Origin of the sequence: Achromobacter marplatensis (assembly GCF_049060505.1) — a bacterium.
Classification (GTDB): Bacteria; Pseudomonadota; Gammaproteobacteria; order Burkholderiales; family Burkholderiaceae_B; genus Achromobacter; species Achromobacter marplatensis_A.
In genome coordinates, this window is sequence record NZ_JBMGRB010000002.1 from 607,203 (window position 1) to 631,117 (window position 23,915).

General features: G+C 65.8%; 22 protein-coding genes, 1 tRNA gene and 1 riboswitch. Of the genes, 12 read left to right on the forward strand and 11 right to left on the reverse strand.

The window, feature by feature from the left end; translation table 11 throughout:
• The first annotated feature begins 66 nt into the window (after positions 1–66).
• From ACI0FO_RS07560 to ACI0FO_RS07570, 3 genes are all read left to right on the forward strand, one after another.
• Positions 67–1,305 (forward strand): hypothetical protein, encoded by a 1,239-nt coding sequence (locus ACI0FO_RS07560; protein ID WP_416025440.1) that lies wholly within the window; start codon positions 67–69, stop codon positions 1,303–1,305.
• A gap of 253 nt (positions 1,306–1,558) precedes the next feature.
• Positions 1,559–2,341 carry an exodeoxyribonuclease III gene (gene xth / locus ACI0FO_RS07565; protein ID WP_416025441.1) on the forward strand — a complete coding sequence of 261 codons (783 nt, stop codon included), beginning with the start codon at positions 1,559–1,561 and terminating at the stop codon, positions 2,339–2,341.
• A gap of 68 nt (positions 2,342–2,409) precedes the next feature.
• A tRNA-Ala gene (locus ACI0FO_RS07570) sits at positions 2,410–2,485 on the forward strand.
• A 152-nt stretch (positions 2,486–2,637) separates the two neighbouring features.
• Here ACI0FO_RS07570 and ACI0FO_RS07575 read toward each other — a convergent pair.
• On the reverse strand, positions 2,638–4,089 hold the full coding sequence (locus tag ACI0FO_RS07575) for a sodium:solute symporter family protein (RefSeq protein WP_416025443.1): 1,452 nt from the start codon (positions 4,087–4,089) through the stop codon (positions 2,638–2,640).
• 104 nt (positions 4,090–4,193) lie between these two features.
• Positions 4,194–4,301: riboswitch (TPP riboswitch) on the reverse strand.
• A gap of 112 nt (positions 4,302–4,413) precedes the next feature.
• Here ACI0FO_RS07575 and ACI0FO_RS07580 point away from each other — a divergent pair.
• Positions 4,414–5,196 (forward strand): 3-oxoacyl-ACP reductase, encoded by a 783-nt coding sequence (locus ACI0FO_RS07580; protein WP_416025445.1) that lies wholly within the window; start codon positions 4,414–4,416, stop codon positions 5,194–5,196.
• 5 nt (positions 5,197–5,201) lie between these two features.
• A complete protein-coding gene (locus ACI0FO_RS07585) occupies positions 5,202–6,488 on the forward strand; it encodes an LLM class flavin-dependent oxidoreductase (protein ID WP_416025447.1) in 1,287 nt (428 codons plus the stop codon).
• Between the two features lie 433 nt (positions 6,489–6,921).
• On the opposite strand, the gene ACI0FO_RS07590 is transcribed toward ACI0FO_RS07585, so the two are convergent.
• Together ACI0FO_RS07590 and ACI0FO_RS07595 are read right to left on the reverse strand one after the other, a co-directional pair.
• Positions 6,922–7,977, reverse strand: coding sequence for a DUF4105 domain-containing protein (locus ACI0FO_RS07590; protein ID WP_416025449.1), 1,056 nt, complete (start codon positions 7,975–7,977; stop codon positions 6,922–6,924).
• A complete protein-coding gene (locus ACI0FO_RS07595; protein WP_416025451.1) occupies positions 7,964–8,650 on the reverse strand; it encodes a MarC family NAAT transporter in 687 nt (228 codons plus the stop codon). Before ACI0FO_RS07595 ends, ACI0FO_RS07590 begins: the two co-directional genes overlap by 14 nt.
• 125 nt (positions 8,651–8,775) lie before the next feature.
• On the opposite strand from ACI0FO_RS07595, the gene ACI0FO_RS07600 reads away from it, so the two are divergent.
• Positions 8,776–9,948: a hypothetical protein gene (locus ACI0FO_RS07600; protein ID WP_416025453.1), complete on the forward strand. Its 1,173-nt coding sequence runs from the start codon at positions 8,776–8,778 to the stop codon at positions 9,946–9,948.
• 74 nt (positions 9,949–10,022) lie between these two features.
• On the opposite strand, the gene ACI0FO_RS07605 is transcribed toward ACI0FO_RS07600, so the two are convergent.
• Both ACI0FO_RS07605 and ACI0FO_RS07610 read right to left on the reverse strand, forming a co-directional pair.
• Complete coding sequence (locus ACI0FO_RS07605) at positions 10,023–11,408, reverse strand: amidase (RefSeq protein WP_416025455.1); 1,386 nt, start codon at positions 11,406–11,408, stop codon at positions 10,023–10,025.
• A gap of 76 nt (positions 11,409–11,484) precedes the next feature.
• Positions 11,485–12,783 (reverse strand): MFS transporter, encoded by a 1,299-nt coding sequence (locus ACI0FO_RS07610; RefSeq protein ID WP_416025456.1) that lies wholly within the window; start codon positions 12,781–12,783, stop codon positions 11,485–11,487.
• A 108-nt stretch (positions 12,784–12,891) separates the two neighbouring features.
• Here ACI0FO_RS07610 and ACI0FO_RS07615 point away from each other — a divergent pair, with 108 nt between their 5' ends.
• From ACI0FO_RS07615 to ACI0FO_RS07625, 3 genes are all read left to right on the forward strand, one after another.
• Positions 12,892–13,863 (forward strand): LysR family transcriptional regulator, encoded by a 972-nt coding sequence (locus ACI0FO_RS07615; protein ID WP_416025457.1) that lies wholly within the window; start codon positions 12,892–12,894, stop codon positions 13,861–13,863.
• 141 nt (positions 13,864–14,004) lie between these two features.
• Positions 14,005–14,808: an N-formylglutamate deformylase gene (hutG, locus tag ACI0FO_RS07620; protein ID WP_416025459.1), complete on the forward strand. Its 804-nt coding sequence runs from the start codon at positions 14,005–14,007 to the stop codon at positions 14,806–14,808.
• Between the two features lie 32 nt (positions 14,809–14,840).
• Positions 14,841–15,854, forward strand: a complete 1,014-nt coding sequence (locus tag ACI0FO_RS07625; RefSeq protein WP_416025461.1) for a LysR family transcriptional regulator — start codon at positions 14,841–14,843, stop codon at positions 15,852–15,854.
• 53 nt (positions 15,855–15,907) lie between these two features.
• Here ACI0FO_RS07625 and ACI0FO_RS07630 read toward each other — a convergent pair whose 3' ends face one another.
• From ACI0FO_RS07630 to ACI0FO_RS07645, 4 genes are all read right to left on the reverse strand, one after another.
• The gene (locus ACI0FO_RS07630; RefSeq protein WP_416025463.1) at positions 15,908–16,837 is read right to left on the reverse strand and encodes an electron transfer flavoprotein subunit alpha/FixB family protein; all 930 of its coding nucleotides are present in this window, start codon (positions 16,835–16,837) and stop codon (positions 15,908–15,910) included.
• A complete protein-coding gene (locus tag ACI0FO_RS07635) occupies positions 16,837–17,586 on the reverse strand; it encodes an electron transfer flavoprotein subunit beta/FixA family protein (RefSeq protein ID WP_416025464.1) in 750 nt (249 codons plus the stop codon). Before ACI0FO_RS07635 ends, ACI0FO_RS07630 begins: the two co-directional genes overlap by 1 nt.
• A 66-nt stretch (positions 17,587–17,652) precedes the next feature.
• On the reverse strand, positions 17,653–18,207 hold the full coding sequence (locus tag ACI0FO_RS07640) for a HutD family protein (RefSeq protein WP_416025466.1): 555 nt from the start codon (positions 18,205–18,207) through the stop codon (positions 17,653–17,655).
• On the reverse strand, positions 18,191–19,378 hold the full coding sequence (locus ACI0FO_RS07645) for an NAD(P)/FAD-dependent oxidoreductase (RefSeq protein WP_416025468.1): 1,188 nt from the start codon (positions 19,376–19,378) through the stop codon (positions 18,191–18,193). The genes ACI0FO_RS07640 and ACI0FO_RS07645 overlap by 17 nt, the downstream gene beginning before the upstream one ends.
• 265 nt (positions 19,379–19,643) lie before the next feature.
• Here ACI0FO_RS07645 and ACI0FO_RS07650 point away from each other — a divergent pair, with 265 nt between their 5' ends.
• From ACI0FO_RS07650 to ACI0FO_RS07660, 3 genes are read left to right on the forward strand one after another with little or no spacing between them, the layout of a single operon-like run.
• On the forward strand, positions 19,644–20,642 hold the full coding sequence (locus ACI0FO_RS07650) for an aliphatic sulfonate ABC transporter substrate-binding protein (RefSeq protein WP_416025470.1): 999 nt from the start codon (positions 19,644–19,646) through the stop codon (positions 20,640–20,642).
• Between the two features lie 14 nt (positions 20,643–20,656).
• The gene (locus ACI0FO_RS07655; RefSeq protein ID WP_416025472.1) at positions 20,657–21,427 is read left to right on the forward strand and encodes an ABC transporter permease; all 771 of its coding nucleotides are present in this window, start codon (positions 20,657–20,659) and stop codon (positions 21,425–21,427) included.
• Positions 21,415–22,200 (forward strand): ABC transporter ATP-binding protein, encoded by a 786-nt coding sequence (locus tag ACI0FO_RS07660; RefSeq protein WP_416025474.1) that lies wholly within the window; start codon positions 21,415–21,417, stop codon positions 22,198–22,200. Before ACI0FO_RS07655 ends, ACI0FO_RS07660 begins: the two co-directional genes overlap by 13 nt.
• A gap of 181 nt (positions 22,201–22,381) precedes the next feature.
• Here the strand turns inward: ACI0FO_RS07660 and ACI0FO_RS07665 are convergent, their stop codons facing one another.
• Positions 22,382–22,909 carry a DUF4952 domain-containing protein gene (locus ACI0FO_RS07665; RefSeq protein ID WP_416025476.1) on the reverse strand — a complete coding sequence of 176 codons (528 nt, stop codon included), beginning with the start codon at positions 22,907–22,909 and terminating at the stop codon, positions 22,382–22,384.
• Positions 22,906–23,865: a LysR substrate-binding domain-containing protein gene (locus ACI0FO_RS07670; RefSeq protein ID WP_416025478.1), complete on the reverse strand. Its 960-nt coding sequence runs from the start codon at positions 23,863–23,865 to the stop codon at positions 22,906–22,908. The genes ACI0FO_RS07665 and ACI0FO_RS07670 overlap by 4 nt, the downstream gene beginning before the upstream one ends.
• Positions 23,866–23,915: the final 50 nt, after the last annotated feature.

Below are 23,915 nucleotides of genomic sequence, written 5' to 3' on the forward strand. Positions count from 1 at the left end.
AGCACGCATCGGGAACCGATATGGGGATGGGGTAACTCATCGGATCATTGCACCAAGGCGCCGCCCATGATCTCTCCCCCCAAATCCAATTCCCATCCGTCACTTCCCATCACCGCTCATCAAGAGGGAGCAAGCAGCGGGTTAATCGGGCCACATCAGGTACAGGTAAGCGACTCGAACAAGGCGATCGTGCCATGGCGGGGCACACCCGAATCGACGGGGGCATCTCCCAGTTGGGTGGAATCGCCACCGACGGTGCCACTCCTGCCGGGCAAGCCATTGGCCGCGCCCCACTTGCCTGCGGCCAAGGAAAAAAAGCCAGCCCTGGTTCAGGACCTGAAGAGCGTGCCCAATTACTTGCGCGACGAGATACTGCGACTGGCTGCTTCAGACTTGCGGACAAACGTCGCCTGGCGCGGCCGCTTGTCCAAGGCGCGGGATGCCCAGGGCCGGCACCAAGCGGAAGGCATCGCAACGCTGCACCAAAGCACGCGACCCGTGTTTCGCGGCGCTATACACACTTTGCATGACTTGAAGTTGGGGACCAAGTGGGCCGGGATGGAAATCGGGTATCTCAGGATCACTTTTGACCTGGACTCGGACGATATGGAGCACATCCCTCCCAGAATCCATACCCTGGAGCTCCAGCCGGGATTTGGCGCTGACAGCCGCCCGCGTTTCAGCGTACCAGCAGGCATTGGCACAAAGGACATTTGCGCGCTACGGCTGACCAACATGATGGTCTTTAACTGTGACATCACCGACATCGCACATATCGAGAACTTGGATCATCTTACCGTCGCGCACGGATGGATCTTCCTTGATGGCTTAACCGACGCGCTGAAGGCGGCTACCCGTCTCCACGATTTCCGCTTGGTCGATGCCGCACTGCGCGGGAGCGATCCCGGATTTCGGCCCGGTGCATCCACATCGTATAGCTGCCTCAATCTCATGCGGGGGCTGGCGGGGATCCCGCATCTCCTCTCTCTGACGTTGGCGGGCGTCGGGGGCATCATTCCGGCCTCCCCATCCGAAGCGCAAGAGGCCCAGACAGAGTCCCCGAGCGCGCCTTCTTCCCGACTGCGACGGCTTACGCTGACGGACGTTACGCCTTTGCTGACCGGTTGCCAAAAGCGCCTGGATCTTTCGAACAACCAGATCGCCTTCGATCGCGACACGATTCCCGAGCTGGGGCCCAACCTTGAATGGCTCAATCTGAAGGGCAATGGCATCTTGCCCGACACGATCCAGCAAATGCGCAACCGCTACCCCGACAAGCGCATTGAGGCTGACGACACGGTGTAATCCGCCACTGCCGCTCAACCCCATGAGTGCGTTGACGCGAGGCGGTCCGCCGCTTTCGCTAGCGAACGTCACCGGCGACAAGGCGCCGACCGAACGGAACGAGCAAAAGAAGGCAGCATGAGCAGGTATCATCTGGCCTTGTCCCCGGCGAACGCCAACCACGCCCCGGATGAGTCGCCAGATGAGTAGCCAGTCCGGTTTTTTGGAAGGCATCACCCCTTGGAACCGCATAAATAAACGGCCTGCGAAGAACATGAAATTAGCCACTTGGAACGTGAACTCCCTGAATGTGCGCCTGCCGCAAGTGCTGGACTGGCTGGCCGCCAATCCGGTCGACGTGCTATGTATCCAGGAACTGAAGCTTGCCGACGACAAGTTCCCTGAAGCCGCTTTCAAGGAAGCCGGCTACCACGCAGTCTGGGCCGGCCAGAAGACCTATAACGGCGTCGCCATCATTTCGCGCGTGCCGGGCACGTCGATGGTGCGCAACATCCCCGGCTACGAAGATCCGCAACAACGCGTCCTGGCCCTGACCTTCCCCAGCCCCGAAGGCGACGTGCGAGTCGTGTGCGCCTACTGCCCCAACGGCCAATCGCTGGATTCCGACAAATACGTCTACAAGCTCGCCTGGTTCGACGCCATGCGCAACTGGCTGGCCGAAGAGATCAAGCAATATCCCCGTCTGGCCGTGCTGGGCGACTACAACGTCGCCCCCGCCGACGAAGATGTGCACAATCCCGAAAAATGGGAAGGCCAGGTCCTGGTGTCTGAACCCGAACGCGCCGCTTTGCGCGCGCTGCTGGATCTGGGCCTGACCGATTCCTTCCGCCTGTTCGAACAGCCGGAAAAGTCGTTTTCCTGGTGGGATTACCGTCAATTCGCCTTCCGCCGCAACGCCGGGCTGCGGATCGACCACGTCTTGTTGTCGGCGCCGCTGGTCAAGCGTTGCATCGCCTGCGCAATCGACAAAGAGCCGCGCCGCAACGAGCAGCCCTCGGATCACGCGCCGGTCGTCGCCACCCTGGAATTCGTCTGAAAATTTTTGTCGGGCGGTGTGTTGCGCGCCGCCGGATTGTTCCTGTATAGTTTTGGTCTTGCTTCATTGGGGCGGTAGCTCAGCTGGGAGAGCGTCGCGTTCGCAATGCGAAGGTCGGGAGTTCGATCCTCCTCCGCTCCACCAAATTCCAGACAGAAAAGCCTTGGACACGTAAATGGTCCAGGGCTTTTTTGTTTTGTTGTGTTTTGCCGGGCGGCCAGCCCGTTCAGCGGGGCCGCGCACCCGATCGGCGGCTTACCCCCCCGGCCCCATATCGAGCCCCCGCTGAATCGGGCCTACACCGCGTCGCGATCCAGCCTGCGCACTGCCGCGCTCAGGGTCGAAAAATCGAATTCCTGGCGGCCGCGCCGCGCCAGTCGCATGAGCACCGTCGTAACGACCGGCACAAACGCCGCCAGCAGGAACGATTCCAGCAGGAACGTGGGCTTGTCGCCCGGCGACGGGAAGAAGAACAGGCCCGCCGCCAGTCCGGTGATGGTCGCGACGGTCGCCGTCAGGCCATCATGCTTGCGGCTGAACAACCCATAGAACACCGGGAAAGCGGCCGCCGAACACAGCAGGTCGGCCAGCAGGAATAGATACAGCACGCTGTAGCCCTGCGAGGCCACGACCATGACGGGGATGGCCAGCAGCAGCACCGCCCATCGGGCAAGCCGCTTCATGTCCATGCCATTGGCGTTGGGCATCAGCCGCCGCATGTCGACCGCGACGATGCTGGACACTGCGCTGATTGCCGTGTCGGCCGTGCTCATCACCAGCGACAAGCCCAAAGGGATCAGCGCGATCACGAACCACGCGGGCGCGTGCGGCATGATGACGCTGAACAGCGCGATGGAACTGTCGCCCGCCGGCGCCAGGCCCACGAAGGCCAGGCCGAACAAGCCCATCAGGAAGATGAACGGCGCGGCCAGGATGCCGCCCAACAGGAAGCCGTTGCGCATCGAACGCACGTCTTTGGCCGCATAGATACGCTGCCAGTTGCCCTGATGGAAAATGCCAGTCAGCAGGATGGCCACGAAGAAGGTCAGGCCCGCTTTCACGCCGCCAGGATCGGTCACGTCCAGCAACTGCGGGGCTTTGGCCTGCAGCGCTTCGATGGTGGGCAGCGCGCCGCCCGCGGCTTGCCAGCCCACCACGCACAGGACCACCAGCAGCGGCACGATGACCATCATCTGCACCTGATCCGTGAAAATCGACGAACGCAACCCGCCGTAGGTGGTGTACAGCAGCGTCGTGCCCATCACGATGGCGGCGGTGGCCCACAGCGGCACCGGGGCCAGCATGGTGACCAGTTTGGCGATCGCGGTGACTTCGGCCGACAAGGCGATGAACAGGTAGAACAGCATGATGAAGAGCGCCAGCCCGTACATCGGCCGTCCGTAGCGCGCCATCAGGAATTCGGTCAGCGTGTGCCCGTGCGGAATCAGTTCTCGCATGCGCCGGCCAAGCGGGATCATCACCAGACGCGGGGACATCGATCCCAGCGCATAGCCGATCACCGCCGCCAGGCCGCCCCACGTGGCCGCCTGCGCCGGCGAAAACAGGATCCATGCGCCCAACGTGGACGCCATCAGGGTCAGGATCGTGCCGAACGCGCCCTGGCTGTTACGGGCGACGATGTAGTCTTCCAGGGTGCCGCGCTTGCGCCGCGTATAGAGCACGCTGGCCAGCGCGAAGCCGCCAGAAAACAGCAACAGCCACATCAAGGCGGTGGATTGGGTCAACATGCGGAACGGCCCTCCCGCTACCGGCGGCAAGCCGGGCGCGCAACATGGCGGCCCGCCCGGACGCAGGGGGCCGCAAGATGGATGAAAGTCTAGGGAGGGCGCGCGAGTCGTGCGATGTCCTTCCCTTCGCCGGCATTACCCGGATCAGGTTCAAAGGGTTACCGCGATGACGCGGAATCTCAGCCCGAAACAGGGCTCCCCCAGGAATTGCCGCAAGGTTAGGAGAGCGGCGAAGCAATGTCAACGGCGCGTTGATTCATGCTAAGTTCGCCCGCTTGCGGCACCGGTTTTGCGTGCCTGCCGATGGAATCGACGAGTCTCACCATGTCTCCTGCACACTCTGCCCCCGCCCTGAACGAACAATTGGTCCTTGTCACGGGCGGCGCCCGAGGCCTGGGCGCGCATATCGCCCGCGCCTTTCTTCGGGAAGGCGCGCGCGTGGTCATCAATTACCTGAATAGCGCCGATGCCGCCCAGGCGCTGGCCGCCAGCGCGCCGGACCGCGCGCTGGCCGTGGCCGCCGACGTGCGCGACGCGCAAGCCGTTCACGCCATGGTGGCGCTAGCGCAACGCCATTTCGGCATGCCGGTGACAACCGTCGTGAACAACGCCCTGCCCGCCTTCCAGTTCAATGGCGACGCCCGCCCGCACGCCGATACGCTGACCTGGGACAATCTGAACCACCAGATCGAAGGCTGCGTGCGCGGCGCGTTGAACACGGTGCAGGCCACCCTGCCCGGCATGCGGGACGCCGGCGTCGGCCGCATCATCAACATCGGCACCAACCTGGTCCAGAACCCGGTCGTGCCGTACCACGACTACACGGCCGCCAAAGCCGCGCTGCTGTCGTTCACCCGGACGCTGTCGCATGACCTCGGCCCGCACGGGATTACCGTCAACATGGTGTCGGGCGGCTTGCTGCGAACCACCGACGCGTCGGCCGCCACGCCCGAGGCGGTGTTCGATCTGATCGCCGCCAGCACGCCGCTGCGCAGCGTCACCACGCCCGAGCAATTCGCCGACGCCGTGCTGTTCTTCGCCAGCCCGTGGTCGCGCAGCGTCACCGGCCAGAACCTGGTCGTGGACGGCGGCCTCGTCAAGAACTGACCGCCATGCTGCACCTGAACCTGTTCATCTTCGGCTGCGGCCACCACCGCGCGGCCTGGCGCCACCCGGATTCGGCCGCCGAGCGACTGGGCGACATCGGCTATTACGAGGCGTTGGCCCGCACCGCCGAACGCGGCAAGCTGGACGCGATCTTCTTCGCCGACGGCCAATCCACGGACAACATCGGCGACGGCCCGCGCTGGTACCTGGAGCCGCTGACCGCCATGGCTGCGATCGCGCGGGCCACGACCCATATCGGCTTGATCAGCACGGTCTCCAGCACCTTCTTCACCCCCTTCCACGCCGCCCGCATGGTGGCGTCGCTGGACCACATTTCGGGCGGCCGCATGGGCTGGAACGTGGTGACGTCCATGTTCGACGCCGAAGCCCGCAATCATGGCTACGAGGCCATGCCGGGGCACGACTGGCGCTACGCGCGCGCCGAAGAGTTCGTGGACGTTGCACTGCGCCTGTTCGATTCCTGGGAAGACGAAGCCCTGGCGATCGACCGCGAGGGCGTCTATGGCGTGCCGGAGCGCATCCACCCGATCCATCACCATGGCGACCATTTCCTGGTCGATGGCCCGCTGACCGTTCCGCGCCCGCCCCAGGGGCACCCCGTTCTGTTCCAGGCGGGCGCATCCGACCAGGGCCGCGACCTGGCTGCCCGGCGGGCCGAAGCCATTTACGCCGTGGCATACGACCTGCCCGCCGCGCAGGCCTATTACCGCGACATCAAGCAGCGCGTGCGCGCCGCCGGCCGGGACGCCTTCGTCCCGATCATGCCCGGCCTGGTCACCTATGTCGGGTCCACTGAAGCCGAGGCACGCGCGAAACAGCGCGAATTGGACGAGCTGCTGCCCAGCGACGCGTCGCTGCGGCAATTGGGAACTTTCGTGCTGCAGGACTGCAGCGGCTGGAAGCTGGACGCGCCGGTGCCGACGCTTCCTTCACTGGCCGATTTCAAGGGTCCGAAAGGCCGGTACGCGACCATTCTTAGAATCATCGAGACCGAACAGCCCACCGTGCGCCAGTTGCTTGGACGGCTGGCCGCCGGCGGGGGCCACTGCACGATGGTCGGCACCCCCGAGCAAATCGCGGATCAGATGGAAACCTGGTTCAGGAACGAGGGGGCGGACGGCTTCAATTTGATGCCGCCCGCGTTGCCCGGCGGTATCGACGACTTTGTCGATCAGGTGATTCCGGTGCTGCAGCGACGGGGACTGTTCCGCACGGAATATGAGCACCGCACGCTGCGCGGGCATCTGGGCCTGCAAAGACCTCGGGGGTAATCCAAAAACTACCCCGCCAGGACGGGACGCCCCGGGCGCTCATCCGCGCGCGGCGAAGGTTGAGCGACGGGCGCCGCGGGGCGCGCGCGAGCAGTCATCCGACGGGAAGCAATCCAGTCGTACAAGACAACGCCGGGGTGGCGCAGCAGCACCGCGCCAACGGCCGCCGCAATAATCAGGACAATGCTCAGGGTCGGCCAGAACATCTTGGCGCCCTCCTTCCAAACCGCCCGGTTCCGATACCGGGCCCAAAACTCACGTGAGAAATGCGCACGCGTGAAGCGCTTGAAATTCGACGATACCGCAGCTTACCCGTCGAAAAGTGGCGAAGTACGCGTGGAATCGCACTTTGGAAACGCCGCGAAACAGATACCTGCGGTCTCATGCGGCTTCGCGTTGCTTGCACTGTCCCGGAAGGCGATGCTGGCGGTTTCTACGGGTTTGGGCGTGCCGGCGCCGGCGCCCCATGCCGCCGGATCTGGCGCGAAAAGGCCACGGGATCGTCCCCGGGCGCGGTCAGCGGGCCGACGGCTGCCTGCTGGCGCAACACCTCCAAAGGCACGCTGGCGTCCAGGCCGCCCTGCTCGTACAAGTATTCGGGCAGATATCCCGACAACAGGATGCGGGTGTCCAGCGGCAGCCCCGGAACGATGGCGCGCACCATCTGATAAACCAGCGTCGTGCAATTGGCGGTCACCGTGTGATAGAAACGGGGCGTATCGACCAGCGCATTGGCGGTGGTTACGTATGACAGAAACAATTCGCGCATGGCGGTAGCCGGCATGCGCACCGGATACAGGTACACGCTTTCGCCGCGCGGCCCTGCCCGCACGTAGAGGATGTCGCGTTCCTCTGCCGCCACCACGCTTAATTCGAACTGTTTGAAGAAGCCGCCGATCTCGGAGAATTTCTCACCGCGTTCTTTGCGGATCTCGACAGAGAAGACCACGTGACGGCCGTCTGAAAACCCGAAGGACACCAGGGTGTGGGCGATGGCGGGGCCCGACCAATATGACAACGCCATGTCCACCGCGACAAGCTGATCCAGGTTGTACTGGCGGGTTTCCCAGCGCGGAGTGTAGTCGTCGTCCGAACGCCAATCGAAGTTGCGCACGTTTTCCAGGGTGACGACCGGCCCTTGCACCGTCCCGCGCAGCATCCGGGCGACGTCATCGGCCCAGACGCGGTCATTCGAAGGCGACAGCGTCTGCCACCCGCTGCACAGCGTGACCAGGCCCGCCAGATAGAGCCAGCCGGCTCGCCGACGCCAGCGCCCTCGACGCCACAACGCGACGAGCGCGCCCGCGCACAGGCCCGCCCAGAGCAGCGCGGCCGCCCCTTTGCCCCACACCCCGCCCGGTGCCTGATAGGCGAGCGCCAACATACCCCACAAGGCGGAGCCTGCCACCAGCAGACTGCCGACGACGCGCCCCACGATGGCTACGCCGCGCCGCAGCCTGCCGTGCAATACCTGGCTATCCGCCGGCATGCTGCGTGATGATTTCAAGCACGCCGTTAATCACGAATTGGACGCCCATGCACACCAGCAGGAAGCCCATGACGCGCGAGATGGCCTCGACACCGCTTTGGCCGATCACCGCCACGATGCGGCCCGCCGAGCGCAGGCAGATCCAGAAAAGCACGCCAAGCAAGGCAAACACGATGACCGGCGTCACCGCGATCACCCACGGTGCGTAGTCCGGCGTGATCGCGGTATCCACCGACGCGGCCCCACTGATGATCATGGCGATGGTGCCCGGCCCCGCAGTGCCGGGCAGCGCCAGCGGCACGAAGGCGATGTTGGGCGTTTGCCGCTGGTTCTGGGCATCGGCGGCCGCCTCGGCTTCCAATGCGCGCGACTCGCCCTTTGGAAACAACATGCTGAATCCGATGCTGACGACGATCAGCCCACCCGCGATCCGCAGGCCGGGGATGGATATGCCGAAGGTGTGCATGATCCATGCGCCGGCATAGTAAGTCACCAACATGATGCCCACGACATAAAAGGCTGCCTGGGTGACCTGGCGTTCGCGCTCTTTGTAGGGAATCTGCTGGCCCAGGGAGAGCAGCAGCGTCATGGAGGTTAGCGGATTGGCCAGCGGCAGCATCAGCGCCAGGCCCAGGCTGATGAGTTTGCCCAGTTGGATCAGGTCGTCGATCATGGCGCTCACAAAAATTTAGGCGTGGGCCGCAACGAGCGGCTTGCCTGGTTCAACGGTTCAATCGTGTAATGCACTGTACATCACCCACTTCACGCCGCACCTTGACGCTGACTCCCAAGCCCTTCTTGTTCGCCGCCCTTCTGGCGCTGGCGCCTCTTGCCCCACCCGCGCTGGCTGCGGGCATGAATTGCGCGCAAGCGAAAACCCCCACTGAAGTGACCATCTGCGCCGACGCGGAGCTGCTGCGCAGCGCCACGGCCTACGTGCCGGATGAAACCGATCGGCAGGCGCTTGAAGACCTGCGCCAAGCGGTAGAGGCCGCAAGCCGGCACAACGCCGAGTTCCCGCTGGAAGACGCGTTGGCGTCCCTGTCCATCAAGCGCGGCACCACCACGTTCTCCAATGTCCGAGCGAACGAGGATGATGATGAAGCCAGGTTCCCGGTCACGCGGCCCGACGGCGTCACGCCGGACGAATGGAAGGCGCTACAAGCGTCCGGCATCGATGCGGGCGGCGAAAACGGCGCCGCCTCTTACTCTTTGATGGACCTGGACGGTGACGGCCAGCGCGACCTGGTGATCAATTCCTACACTGGCGGCACCGGCCTGTTCTCGGACATCAGCGCCTTGCGGCGCGCGGGCGGCCGCTATGCCGAAGCCATCGACGCCCATGGCAATGCCGCGTCCAGCCTGTACACGCTGAACGGCCGCGGCTCGAACCAGGCCGGCGAGTGGATCCGCCTGCGCGGCCGCGTCTACGCGGCATACCGCAACAGCTACTACGGCGTCGATCATGTCCATCTGTTGCGGCCGCTGCATGCCGTGGGCGAAGTCCCCACCCTGACCATCCAGTACCGCTATCAGCTGCAAGTGCCTAAACAGCAGAAGCGCGCCGACAAAGACGCGGTCCGCGTCCTGGACGACGCCTTGCATGCCGGGTTGACGCAGGCGCTGGCAACCGTCGACGCCGAATCCGCGCGTGGCGACGGGGATGCCACCACGCCGGAACGGCCGCTATGCCCGATTCCCGCCGATGTGAAAGAGGACGAGCGGGACCGCTACTACCAATACGGAGCGGGCCACTATTCCTACGAGACCGTGGCCGACGTGGCGGTGCACGTGGGCACGCATTGCTACGTCGCGCGGCTTATCGACTGGTTCGGCGGCTATGACGCGAAATTCGGCTTGTCCGCCATGATGTGGCTGCGTGAGCCCGGCGCGGACGACGGCGATGAAGAGATCTCGGTGCAAGGCAAGCGCCGCGCCATCGGTTTCGGAACGTCGGTCGGACCGATCTAGAACAGCGGCGGGCGATCCTTCGCCCGCCTTGCCAAGTTGCCCGTACCGCAATGCGGCGCCGGCTGGCCATCGAGTCAGTCCGCTTGCGGCGCTTGCCAGCGGCTGGCGGCCAGCGCCAGCAAGGCCTCGTCGGTGCCGGCTGCGGCGACCAGTTGCAAGCCCACGGGCATGCCGTTCACCCAGCCCGCGGGCAGGCTGATGGCAGGCAAGCCCAACACGTTCCACGGGTTAGTCAGGCCCAGCAACGTTTCGCGCACGCCAGCGCTGCCCGGGCCCGCCACGGTGCGTTGCTGCAACGCGGGCGCGGTAATGGCGACGGCGGGCAGCGCCAGAACATCCACCTGCTGGAACAGCCGCGCGAATTCGGCTTGCAGGCGGGTCCTTTCCTTCAGGGCCCGCACGTACTCCCACCCCTGCACCGGGCGCGAGGCGCGCAAGCGTTCCAGCACTTCCGGGTCGAACTTTCCAGGTTCGGATTCGACGCGCTCGGCGTGGACTTCATAGGCTTCGGCGCGCTGGATGGCGCCCAGCGCGCTTTGCAGGGCGCGCGCATGCTGCGTGACGCCGGGCGCGGGCGGCACTGCGCCGCCGGCGAAGCGCTCCGCCGCGGCGCGCACGCATGCGGTGACGGCCGTGTCGTCGATCGCGAACGGTGCGTTGGCTACCCAGCCCATCCTGATGTCATCGGCGGCTGCCGTAACGGGCGCCATCGCGCCGCCGCTCAGCGCCTGCATGAAGACTTGCGCGTCTTCGACGCAATGGGCCAGCACACCGGGATCTTCCAGCGTGGGCGCAAGGGGAAACACGCCCGCGTCGGACACACGGCCATGCGTGGGCTTGAAGCCGACCAGGCCGCACAGGGCGGACGGCACGCGCACCGACCCGCCGGTGTCCGTGCCCAGCGCCACAGGCACCATGCCGGACGCGACGGCCGCCGCGCTGCCCGCGCTGGAACCGCCCGTCATCTGGGTGATGCGCCAGGGATTGCGCGCCGCCCCCTGCACGCTGCGGTCGCCGGTGGGGCCATAAGCGAACTCGTGCGTCAACGTCTTGCCGACCACAATGGCGCCGGCTTCGCGCAACAGCGCCACGCAGCGCGCGTCGGCCTGCGGCCGGTGGCCCAGGAAGTGAGCGGCGCCCATCGTGGTGGGCATGTCGGCCGTGTCGACGTTGTCTTTGATGGCGACGGGAATACCATGCAACGGCCCCCTGACCTTGCCGCTTGCGCGTTCGGCGTCGCGTTCACGGGCGACGGCCAACGCGGCGGCGATGTCGACATGGACGAAGGCGTTCAACTGCGGGTTCAGCCGTTCAATGGCGGCGCCCGCGTGCCGCACCAGGTCCTGGGCTGTCAGCCCGCCGCTGGCCATGGCTTCTTGCAGGTCGGCGATGCGCCGCCCCCGGAAGAAGCCCGGCTCCACGGCAAGACGGGGGAAAGAAGAAGAGGAAAATTGGGTCATTTGGCGGCTTCCGATGGTAGGGCCTGACTGGCGGGCATGCGCGGGCCCGCGCCCGGGCGCACCTGAAGCATAGCGATCATGCCGGCCCGGCGCCAGGCATCCGCCTGGGCTGCCGCGACGCCCATAGCGCGCCCGCCGGCAACGTCATGCATGCCGCCGCCAACCATAGGTTCGTGCGCAGACCCAGCGCATCCACGCTGGGCACGCCCAACAGCGAACCAGCGGCGATACCCAGGTTGAACGTCGCCACGAACAGCGCCGTGGCGGCTTCGATGGCGTCCGGCGCGGCGCGCATCATCCACGCTTGAAGCGACACCGACACGCCGCCATATGCCAGCCCCCACGCCACCAGCAAGACGCCGCTGGCGATAGGCCGATGGCCCAGTCCGGCCAGCAGCGCCAGCGTTGCCAGTAGCGCAATCGCGATCATCAGCAACACGCCCCCGGGATGGCGCGCGGCGGCCGGCCCCGCCATGAAATTGCCTGCGACCCCGGCCGCGCCATAGGCGAATAGCAAGGGGCCGATCCACTGCGGGCCGAAGCCAGCCTGCGATTGCAACAGTGGCCGAACGAAGGTGTAGGCCATGAAGTGACCGGCCACCAAAAACAAGGTGACCAGCAGCCCCACGCGCACCGCCGGATTCAAAAATTGCCGGGCCAGTTGATGCGCGGACAGGCTGCGCGCTGCGGGCAAGCGCGGCAAAGCCAGCCTCATCAGCAGCAGCACCGCCGCGCACCACGCCGCCATGGCGCCGAACGCGGCGCGCCAACCCGCCAGATCGCCGATGAGGGCGCCCAGCGGCACGCCCAGCACCGAGGCCACGGCCACGCCGCCGAAGATGATGGCGGTCGCGGTTCCGACCCCTTGCGGCGGCACGAGCCTGCCCGCCAAGCCGCCAGCAATCGCCCAAATGCCGCCGATGCAGACCCCCACCAACACGCGCGCCGCCAGCAACCAGGGCATGGAGGGCGCCAAGGCGCTTGCCAGGTTGGCGACCGCCAGCAATGCCAGCAATCCGCACAGCAACCGGCGGCGGTCCGTGCGTTTCGCCGCGACCACGACTAGCGGCGCAAACAACGCCGCCAGGATCGCAGGCACGAAGAGCATCAGTCCGCCTTCGCCCACCGACACGCCCAGATCCCGGGTGATGGGCACCAGCAGCCCCACGGGCAGCATTTCGGTGGTGACGACGCTGAAGGTCGCCAGGCCCACCGCCATCACGCCAAGCCAGGCCCGGGCGGGCGCACCGCCGCGGTCACTGCCGTCCGTGGGGCAAGGGGCGCCAGGCGTGCTCGGCGGAGAATGCGGCGCAAGGCCAGCGGGGGTGGCGAGGGCGCGGTTGGGAACGTCGGGCGGAGGAACGATGCGGGTCATCAGGCGAAGCCATCCGGAAAAGACCCGTGACTGGGTCGACCCTTATGCAGTCTACTGTTTCCAATCTGCTGATAAAGTAGTCTGATAGCGAAACATAAGGGACAAATCGTGTTCAATCTAACGTCCTCGTCTTCTCCCTCGTCTCCCTCTCGCCCTTTGGATCACATCGGCGACTTGCTGGCGTTCGTTCGCGTGGCCGATGCACAGAGTTTCACGGCCGCCGCCGACAAGCTGGGCCTGTCGCGATCAGCCATCGGCAAGTGCATCACCCGGCTTGAGCAAGGCCTGGGCGCCCGGCTGCTGCACCGAAGCACGCGCAGCGTCAGCCTGAGCGACGACGGCCGGATCTTCTACGAGCACGCGCAGCGCATTCTGTCCGAAGTAGACAATGCCACCGATGCGATGGCCAACCGCAAGCAAGCCCCGCGCGGCCGCCTGCGCATCGACCTGCCCGTGTCGCTGGGACGCTTGCATCTGATGCCATTGCTGCGCGCGTATTTGCACCGTTGGCCCGACGTCGAAGCGGAGGTCAGCTTCTCGGACGACTACACCGATCTGGTGCGCGACGGCATCGACGTGGCGATCCGCATTGGCGGCGAATCGGACAGCCGGCTGGTGCGGCGCGTGCTGGCGCCGCACCGGCTGATCACCTGCGCGGCGCCGGAATATCTGGGGCGCCACGGTACGCCGGCCACCCCGGACGCGCTGAGTCAGCACCAAACCCTGGTCTACAGCCACGCAGGGCAACGAGTGCCGTGGCGCTTTGCCATCCAGGGCGTGGCGCGCCAGCTGCCGGTGGCGGGACGCCTGCGGCTGGGCCATACCGAAGCGCTGCGCGACGCCGCGCTGGCGGGCGATGGAATCGCGCAACTGGGCGCGTTCCTGGTCGCCGACGACCTGCGCGCGGGGCGCTTGATGCCGGTGCTGGAATCCGTGGCCCCGGCGGGCGCGCCCGTTTGCGCGGTGTATCCGCACCGCCGGCACCTGTCGCCCAAGGTTCGCGTGCTGATCGATGAGATCGCCGGCATCTGGAACACGGATGCGCCTTGGGCGCCCTACGCGCAGCCGTTGCGCCCCTAGCCCTTTGCATCACGCGGCCTGATCATCAACATCCATTAAACTGATGCAATTACCGCGGCGGGCCGCGCTGCCTAGCATACAAGCGCCCGTCGCCTGCGGCAGACCCCGCAGCGCACCGTCTTTGTTACCCGGAGTGTTCCCTTGAGCGATATTTATCATTTCAGCCGCGGCACCGCCCCGCTGCTGATCTCCATCCCCCACTTGGGCAGCCAGATCCCCGACACGCAGCGCGCGCAGATGACGCCGCTGGGCCTGGAGTCCGGCGATACCGATTGGCATCTGGACACGCTGTACCAGTTTTCCCAGGCGCTGGGCGCGTCCGTGCTTGGCGCGCGCTATTCCCGTTACGTGGTGGACCTGAACCGCCCGCCCAACGACGAAAGCCTGTATCCCGGCCAGACCAAGACCGGCCTGTGCCCGACCCAGACGTTCCGCGGCGACGCGCTCTACCAGAACGACGCCGTGCTGACCGACGCCGAACGCGCGCACCGTCTTCAGACCTATTGGCAGCCCTATCACGCCAAGCTGCATGAAGAGCTGGACCGCATCAAGGCCGAGCATGGCACCGTGCTGCTGTGGGAAGCCCATTCCATCGCCAGCGTGCTGCCGCGCCTGTTCGACGGCAAGCTGCCCGACCTGAACATCGGCACGTCCGACGGCGCAGCCTGCGCGCCGGATATCCTGGCGGCGGTCAAGCAGCAGTTGGACGCGTGCGCCGACTACACCTGGGCCGTCAATGGCCGCTTCAAGGGCGGCTACATCACGCGCCACTATGGCGCGCCGGCCGACAACATCCACGCGATCCAGCTGGAAATGTGCCAGTCCACCTACATGGACGAAACGCATCCCTATGGCTGGCGTGCCGACTTGGCCGGCAAGGTCATCCCGGTGGTCGAAGGCATGGTGCAAGCCGCCCTGCGGCAGACCACGGCGCGCCAGCGCTGACCCGCCTCCCCCCTTCCAGGACACGCCAGGCGATGAACCGATTTTCGTTCAGCACGACCGAAAACTATCCGGAATGGAGCCTGTTGCTGACCTGGGTGGCGGTCGTGGAAGCCGCGTCCGTGTCGGGCGCGGCCCGCCTGTTGGGCCTGTCGCAAGCGGCCGTGTCGCAACGGGTCAAGCAGTTGGAAGGCGCGATGTCGACCGAACTGCTTGACCGCAGCACACGGCCGGCGCGGCCCACGCCCGCCGGAGAACTCCTGTTCGACCATGCCGCGCGCCTGCTGGCCCAGGCCGGCGATATGACAGAAAGCGTGCGCAACTTGAGCCGGGCCAAACGGAACATCGTGCGCTTTGGCTGCGTGGACTCCTTCGCGGGCACCTTGGGGCCCACGCTGATCCACGGCCTGTCTGGCGCGTCGCGCCAGATCCGCCTGTGGTCCGGCATCACGCCCGTGCTGGACAAGCAGCTGGAAGACCGGCAACTGGACCTGGTGGTCACCACCAGCGCCGTGGCTGGCAAACCCACCATTAAAAAGGTCAGCTTGTTCAGCGAACCCTACGTGCTGATCGTGCCGCGCACGATGGACATGAACAAGATCGATACGCTGAAGGAACTGGGCACGCGCATGCAGTTCATCCGCTATAGCGCGCGGTCGTTCATCGGCGCAGAGATCGACCGCCTGATCGAATCGCACGACGTGATGATCGAGCGCACCTTTGAGTTCGACAATACGGATCCGCTGCTTAGCCTGGTTACGGCGGGCATCGGTTTCGCGATCAGCACGCCGCTGTGCATCTGGCAGTCGCGCCATTTCGTGGACCAGTTGCGCGTCCTGCCACTGGCGCCCTACCTGGGCGTTGCCCGCGGCGACGACCCCAGCCTGTCGCGCACGCTGTATCTGGCGGCGCGGCAGCAGGAAGTCGGCAAACTGCCCACCGAGGCCCGGGACGTGATCCTGATGGCGATGGAACGCCTGATCCAGAAAGACATCGCCCCGGCCCTGGGGCTGCCGCCCGCCACGCTGTGGCGCAGCATGCGGCGCTGATGGGGCGCTGATGGGGCGCACGAAAGCGCCCTTGAAGCGACATTAGCGCGGCGTCACAGCCCTGCCGTAAAAGCAGGCACCGCGTCGAACAGATCGCCGACCAGGCCGTAATCCGCCACGCCGAAGATCGGCGCGTCGCCGTCCTTGTTGATGGCGACGATGGTGTTGGAATCCTTCATGCCGGCCAGATGCTGGATGGCGCCCGAGATCCCGACAGCCACGTACAGTGCAGGCGCCACGATTTTGCCGGTCTGCCCCACCTGCCAATCATTGGGCGCATAGCCGGCGTCCACCGCGGCGCGGGACGCGCCCAGCGCCGCGCCCAGTTTCTGGGCCAACGGGTCCAGCAGCTTGAAGTTCTCGGCGCTGCCCAAGCCGCGCCCGCCCGAGACCACCACGCGCGCGGCGCCCAGTTCCGGACGTTCGGACACCGCGAGCTCGCGGCTGACGACGCGCGCCCGGCCGCTGTCGGCCACGGCCGCCACCGTGTCTACGCGCGCGCTGCCGCCCTCGGCCGGCGCGGCGTCGAAGGCGGTTGGGCGGATCGTGGCCACGACGACCGCATAAGCGCTTTTGACCGTCGCGATCGCGTTGCCCGCATAGATGGGGCGCTTGAATGTATCGGCCGACAGTACCTCGATCACGTCCGACACCTGCGCCACGTCCAACAAGGCCGCAATGCGCGGCCCCACGCTCTTGCCTTGCGTGGTCGCGGCCAGGAACAGATGCGTATAGCCGCCCGCGACCGCCAGCGCCTGCGTAGCCAGGTTCTCGGCCAAACCGTCGCCAAGGTGCGGCGCGTCGGCCAGCAGCACTTTTTCGACTCCTGCGGTACGTGCCGCGGCGTCCGCCACGGCGTGCGCGCCCGCGCCGGCCACCAGCACGTGGACCGGCACGCCCAGTTTGGCGGCGGCGGCAATGGCGCTGCGCGTGGCGCCGGCAAGCACGCGGTTGTCGTGTTCGGCAATAACCAGGACCGTCATCAGATCACCTTCGCTTCATTTTTAAGTTTGTCGATCAACGCGGCCACATCGGCCACCTTGATGCCCGGCGCACGCGCGGCGGGTTCTTCCACGCGCACCGTTTCCAGGCGCGAACCCGGGTCCACGCCCAGCGCCTCGGGCGTCAACACCTCCACGGGCTTTTTCTTGGCTTTCATGATGTTGGGCAGCGTGACATAGCGCGGTTCGTTCAGGCGAAGGTCGGCGGTGATGATGGCGGGCAGCGCCAATTCCAGCACTTCCAGACCGCCATCCACCTCCCGGGTCACGCGCGCCATGCCGCCATCGATGTCGATCGCGCTGGCGTTGGTGGCTTGCGGCCACCCCAGCAGCGCCGCCAGCATCTGCCCAGTCTGGCAAGCGTCATCGTCGATCGCCTGCTTGCCCAGGATCACCAACGCGGGCTGCTCGCGCTGCACGACGGCGCACAGCAGCTTGGCCACGGCCAGCGGCTGCAACGAGGCATCGGTCTGCACCAGCACGCCGCGGTCGGCGCCAATCGCCAAGGCGGTGCGCAGCGTTTCCTGCGACGACGCCGCGCCGCAAGACACGGCAACCACGTCGGCCGCGGCCCCCTGCTCTTTCAAGCGCACGGCCGCCTCGACGGCGATTTCATCGAACGGGTTCATCGACATTTTGACGTTGCCGATATCCACGCCGCTCTGGTCGGCCTTGACGCGCACCTTGACGTTGTAGTCCACCACGCGCTTGACCGCGGTTAGTACCTTCATGCGAATACTCCTGGATTAAGGATTCATAGGCTGCCTGCGCGCCAGCGGCACGCGGGGCAGGAACAGTCAGGCGGCAGGCGGCGCGGCCACGACGCGCAAGTCCAGTCGCACCGCATCCGGCTTGCCGCCGCGCCACGGCTCGCCGTCGGCCTCGACGGCGAAGCCGAACGCCTGCACCGGGCCAGCGCCCAGCGCCAGCGAACCCACGGCCAAGACGGGCGACGCGGCGCGCCCCCAACCGGAACAGGACACGGCGCCCTGGGCCGCGCCGCGCAACACGAACAGGTTCAAGACCCGCACGGGGCCGCCCAGCAGGCGGGACTGGAACGCGACGTCGCCGGCAAAGGCCGTCGGCACGCCGGGCAGCAAGAGGATCTTCTTGCCCTCGCCTTGCAGCGTTACGCCTTCTCCTGACAGCACGACCGATACGCGGTCCTGTCCGGGGAGTCGCGAATACGGGCCGTCGCGCTCGATGTCCGCGATGCTGACGCGCCACCGTGGCACCGGCTGAGTATCCACGGCCAGCGTGCGGGTGACGCCCGCGCCGTTCTTCCACGGCTCGGGCGGCAATTCCTGCCATTCCGCCTGGGCAATGCGCACGGGGTCAGGAGACGGCGCCAAGGCCGTACTTTCCGGTCAGCAACGCGCCGCGTTCAAAACGGCCGATGTCGTAAGGCTTGAGCGACACGTCGGTCGCCAGGCCCAACGCCTCTTGCGCCAGCACGCGGCCCACGGTGGGCGACAACTTGAAGCCATGGCCCGAAAACCCGAAGCCCACGATCAAGCCCGCCACGCCGGGCACGCGGCCCAAGACGGGATTCCAGTCCGGCGTCACGTCGTACACGCCGGTCCAGGATGACGCCAGGCCGGCGGTCTCGTAGGCCGGGAAGCGCGCGGCCACCTGCTCGCCGACTTCCGCCACGTAGTCCAGCGGGATGTCGCCCTGTTCGGCGTCGCTCTTTTGCAGCGCCTCGCCCACGATGCCCTCGCTGACCAGCATCTGGTTGCCGCCGTAACTGCGGCAATACAGCATGCCCGGGGACGCCAGGTCCTTGTAGACCGGCATCGAATAGGTGTAGGGCGCGGCTTCGCATTCCAGCGCCAGCACCGCGTGGCGTTCCGGCACCACGGGCATGGACACGCCGGTCCAGGCGGCCAGCTCCGATGTCCAGATATTTTGCGTGCTGATCACCAACGGGCTGGCGTAATCGCCTTCGGACGTGGACACCCCGACCACGCGGCCGCCCTCGACCCGCAGGCCAAGGACGTCGACGTTTTCGCGGATGGTCACGCCGCGGCGACGCGCCCCGCGCGCAAAGCTGGTGGCCACCAGATACGCGTCGGCAAAGCCGGCTTCGGGCTCGAAGCCGATCAGCGCCGCGTCGTCGAACGAGGCAATGGGCAGCAATTCACGCGCCTGGGCGGCGGTCAGCAGTTCCAGCGCAATGCCCTGCGCGCGCTGCTGCGCAAGCGCGCCGCGCAAGGGCTCCAGCTTGTCGTTGTCGGCCGCGCTGATCAGATAGCCGCACTTGACCAGGCCGCAAGAGGCCTCGTCGTCGCCCACGTAGCCGGCGAAATCGTTGAACACCTTCCAGGACCGCTGGGCCAACTCCACGTTCTCGCGCACCGAATAATGCGTGCGCAGAATGCCGGACGACTGCGAGGTCGTGCCGGCGCCGATGGTGGCCCGGTCCAGCACCAGCACATTCTTTGCGCCCAGCTCGGCCAGATGGAAGGCTACCGAGCTGCCGATCACGCCGGCACCAATCACGATCACGTCAAAACTTTTCACGGACAAGGCTCCAAGGACAAGTGGCGCGAGTGTGAACCTGCCGTTTGCCCGCCGCCGCAATATAAGCAGCGCGAATACTTAATAAAGCCGCCGATGAAATGCCGCCCGCCGCGGCGGATTGCTTAAGCACGACGAATTTTGACCATCGCCGCTCCTTATATTCACGCCGCCGCGCAGCGTCCGGGTGACAGTCTGCCCTGCCGCGCCCCAGCGTGCCGGCGACATGACATCTATCGGTCAATCTACATTTCAGTAGGGGAAAAATATGAACATGACTCGCCGCGCCATGCTGGTGCGCACCGCAGCTTTGGCGGGCGCCAGCGCCCTGGGCTTTCCCATGGTCGGCCGCGCCGCCAACGCGTCGTATACCTACGGCGGTTCGGCCTGGCTGGGCCACTATTCGGCCTACATCGCGTTGAAAACGGGCCTGTTCGCCAAGCAGGGGCTGGATATCAAGTGGCAGAGCTTTGCCACGTCGTCGGACCGCATGAGCGCCGTGATGGCCGGTAACATCGATTTGGCCGGCACCGGCGTCGTGTCGTCGTTGGCGCTGATGGCGGCAGGCGCGCGTCAGTTCCAGGTGATCGCCACGCCTAACAACTTCGGCCGCGCCGAAGGCGTGCTGGTGCGCGACGACGTGAAGTCCGTGGCCGACCTGAAGGGCAAGAAGATTGGCGTGACCTACGCGTCCAGCGCGCATGTGCTGCTGCTGGATGTGTTGCGCCAAGCCGGCCTGAACCCCGATCGCGACGTCGCCATCATCAATCTTCCCGCCACCAACCTGCTGTCCGCCTACCAGGGCAAGCAGATCGACGCGGCAGTAGCCTGGACGCCGGCGTTCGACCGTATCAAGGCCGTGCCGGGCACCCACGTGCTGTTGGACGACACTGCATTCTCGCTCTACAAGCAGTACGCCATCACGCCCGGGCCAGACGTATTGCTGACCCATGCCAAACTGGGGCGCGAGAACCCGGAAGCGGTGAAGAAATTCCTGCACGCCGTCTTTCAGGCCAACGCCATGCTGACCGGCCAACCCGAGGAGGCCGCCGGCGTGCTACTGGAACTGACGGGACTGTCCAAGGATGACCAACTGGCCGTCATCAAGCAGACGCAGTGGTATTCCGCCGCGGACCAGAAGGGACTGATGGTGGACCCGGGCAATTTCGTCGCCGGCATGCAGCAACTGGCCGAGATGCTGGTGACGCTCAAGCAGATCGACAAGGCGCCCCAGGTCAAGGACTGGGTCCAGGCCTCGTACCTGTAAGCGGGACATTCCCTATGTCCTCGCGTTCGTCTTCAAGGGAAACACGGCTGCTCTGGGTCAGCGTGCTTTCGCTTCTTGGTTTCCTGTTGCTGTGGGAAGGCTTGTGCCGCGCCGGCGCGGTCGATCCCATCTTCCTGCCCGCGCCGTCCCAGGTCCTGGCGCGGGCCTTGTCGCTATCCGACCAGGGCACGCTGTTCTACAACGTGCTGGCCTCGACCCGCCGCGTGATGGTGGGTTTTCTGGCCGCGGTCATCGTCGCCATCCCGCTGGGCATCCTGCTGGGCACGTCGAAGGTGGCGCGCGCGGTATTCGACCCCATCATCTCGTTCCTGCGGCCGTTGCCCTCCATGAGCTGGATTCCGCTGTCGCTACTGTGGTTCGGCATCACCGAAACGCAGAAATACAGCATCGTGTTCATGGGGTCGTTCGTGCCGGCGCTGCTGTATGTGATGGAGGCGTCGCGCAGCATCGACCCGGTGCTGGTGCGGGCGGCGCGCAACCTGGGCGCCAACCGCTGGCAAGTCATGCGCGAAGTGCTGTTCCCCGGTTGCCTGCCGCAGATTCTGTCGGGCATGAAGATCATCCTGGGCCTGTCCTGGACCTGTGTGATTTCGGCGGAACTGGTGGCGTCCAAGGAAGGCCTGGGGTTCATGATCATGAACGGCAAGGAATTCTTCCAGACCGACACCGTGGTGCTGGGCATGGTGCTGATCAGCTTCACCGTGCTGGTGACCGATCTGTGTTTGCGGCTTCTTGAACGGTGGGTGCTGGCATGGCAACGATGAACGACACGATGATCCAGCTGAAAGGCGTCTCGAAGTCCTATGGCGACGTGGCCGTGCTGGACCACGTGGACCTGGAGGTCAAGCGCGGCGAATTCCTGGTACTGCTGGGCGCGTCCGGCTGCGGCAAGTCCACCTTGCTGAACCTGATGGCGGGCTTCATCACGCCCAACACCGGCACCGTCGCCATCAACGGCCGCATCGTCACCGACGTGACCGCCGCCTGCGGCATGGTGTTCCAGCAGTACGCGTTGTTTCCGTGGCGCACCGTGCAGGAAAACGTGGAATTCGGCTTGAAGATGCGCGGGATGTCCAGGCAGGAACGCGCGCCCATTGCCCGCAAATACATCGAGATGGTGGGGTTGAAAGCGGCGGCCGACAAGTATCCGCACGCGCTATCCGGCGGCATGAAGCAACGCGTATCGATTGCGCGGGTGCTGGCCAACGATCCGGACGTGATGCTGTTCGACGAGCCGTTCGCGGCGCTGGACGCGATGACGCGGCAGGTGTTGCAGGACCAGCTGCTGTCCATCTATGAGCAAAGCGGCAAGACGATTGTCTTCATCACGCATTCGATCGACGAGGCGCTGACGCTGTCCACCCGCATGGCGGTGATGGGCTCAAAACCTGGCCGGATCGTGCAAGACATCCATAACGACCTGCCGCACCCGCGCAGCGCGGACGTGCAGTTGTCGCCGCGTTTCGTGGAACTGAAGCGTTCGATCTGGGAACGCGTGCAGGAAGAAGTTACGCGCAGCATGGAACTGGCGACGTAGGATGGGTGAAGCGCGGGAGGCCCTGCGCAAGAAACCCGACGTCCAGCGCGCGTAACCCATCAAGCAGCGGCGGGTTCTTGGCGGCTGCAGCCACAGCGCTACGGCTGCTCGATGGGTTACGCGCGCTGGGAGGCCGAGTTCTTGCGCAGGGCCTCCCGCGCTTCACCCATCCTACGGCCCGTTACGGCAGCTCGCGATAGACGGCGACGGTGATATTGAAGTACGGGATCTTCTGCCACTGCTCCCGAAGATAGCTAGGCGTCTCTACGCCCATGCCGACCGAGACGGTCGGCCCGTCCGACGGGTAGCGGGTGGAATAAGGCCGTGAGCCCCAACCGCAACAGACGAACTCCAGCCGCGGCATACCGAAGACCTTGTGCAGATGATCTTCCACGCGTACCGCCGCCGCGCCACTTACGCGGTAGCTGGCGGTCAAGGGTTTCATCTGCATGTCGTCCCCGCGTTCGCAACCCAGGTACTCGACGTAATCCGGCTTTTGACCCATCGCCAGCAGGAAATCCTGGCATCGCGTGTCGGGCCGCGCCAGCCCTTCGGCTCGGCCGTGGGCTTCCCAGTCCGCCAAGGCCGCAGCGGAAATCGGCGCCGACGCGTCTTCCGCCCGGGCCGTGCTTCCCGCCACGACGGCCACTCCCCAGCACAGCATGGCCGCAAGCCGGATCGGGACAACGGTATTTCTGAGTCGGTTCATCGCACCTGTTCCTGCCACACGCCCATGCTGCGCCCTTCTTCGGCCAGGAATTCCACCAGCGCCGGCAGCGAGGCGTCCATCGGCCGGTTGGCTTGCAAGCGCATCACGTAGCCCCACGAGCCAGGCATGCGCAGTTGGGGCATCAACGCCACCAAGCGTCCGCTGGCCAGATCTTCGTCAATCAGCGGCGCGCGGCCCAGCGCGATGCCGACGCCGGCGGCGGCCGCTGCGACGATGGTGCTCAGCCCGCTCAGCACCATCGGGGCCTGCCGGTCGGAATCGGCCAGGCCCAGCCGGTGGCTCCAAGTTCGCCAATCGGTTTCGGGGCTGTCGATGTGCTTTTCTTCCAGCCATCGATGGCGCAGGAAGACGCGGGGATCGTTGCGGTCGGCTTCGGCGATCAGCGCGGGGCTGCATACCGGCACGACGGTTTCGGTCATGAGCGGGATGTCGCCCGGTTCGGCCAGATGCGGCCCCTGGGCCCGCACGTGCAGGAACGCCAGATCGATGTCTTGGCTCTTCCAGGCCGGGTCCTGGCTGGCGTGCAAGTAAACCTGCACCCCGATGTCGGGGTGCAGCGCGATGAAGCGGCCGATGCGCGGCGCCAGCCATAATGCGGCCAGCGACGGATTGGCCGACACGTTCAGCGTATAGCGCCGGCGGTCGCGCGCCGTGGCCCGCGCATTGCGGCACGCGGTATCCAGAAGGGTCAAGGCCTGTTGTACGGAAGCCAGCAAATCGGCGCCGGCTTCGGTGGTTTCGGCGCGACGCACAGTGCCCCCGCGCCGCAGCAGCGGCACGCCCAGGTCGGTTTCCAATGCGCGCAGCTGATGGCTGACGGCGCTCTTGGTGACGTGCAATTCCGCAGCGGCGCGGCTCAGGCTGCCCAGCCGGGCAACGGCTTCAAAGGCGCGCAGGGCGGCCAGCGGCGGCGTGTGGGTGGGAAGGTCGGCCATGGGTTGAGTTTATCTCAACCCATGATTGAAAAACTATCGCTTTCGCGCGC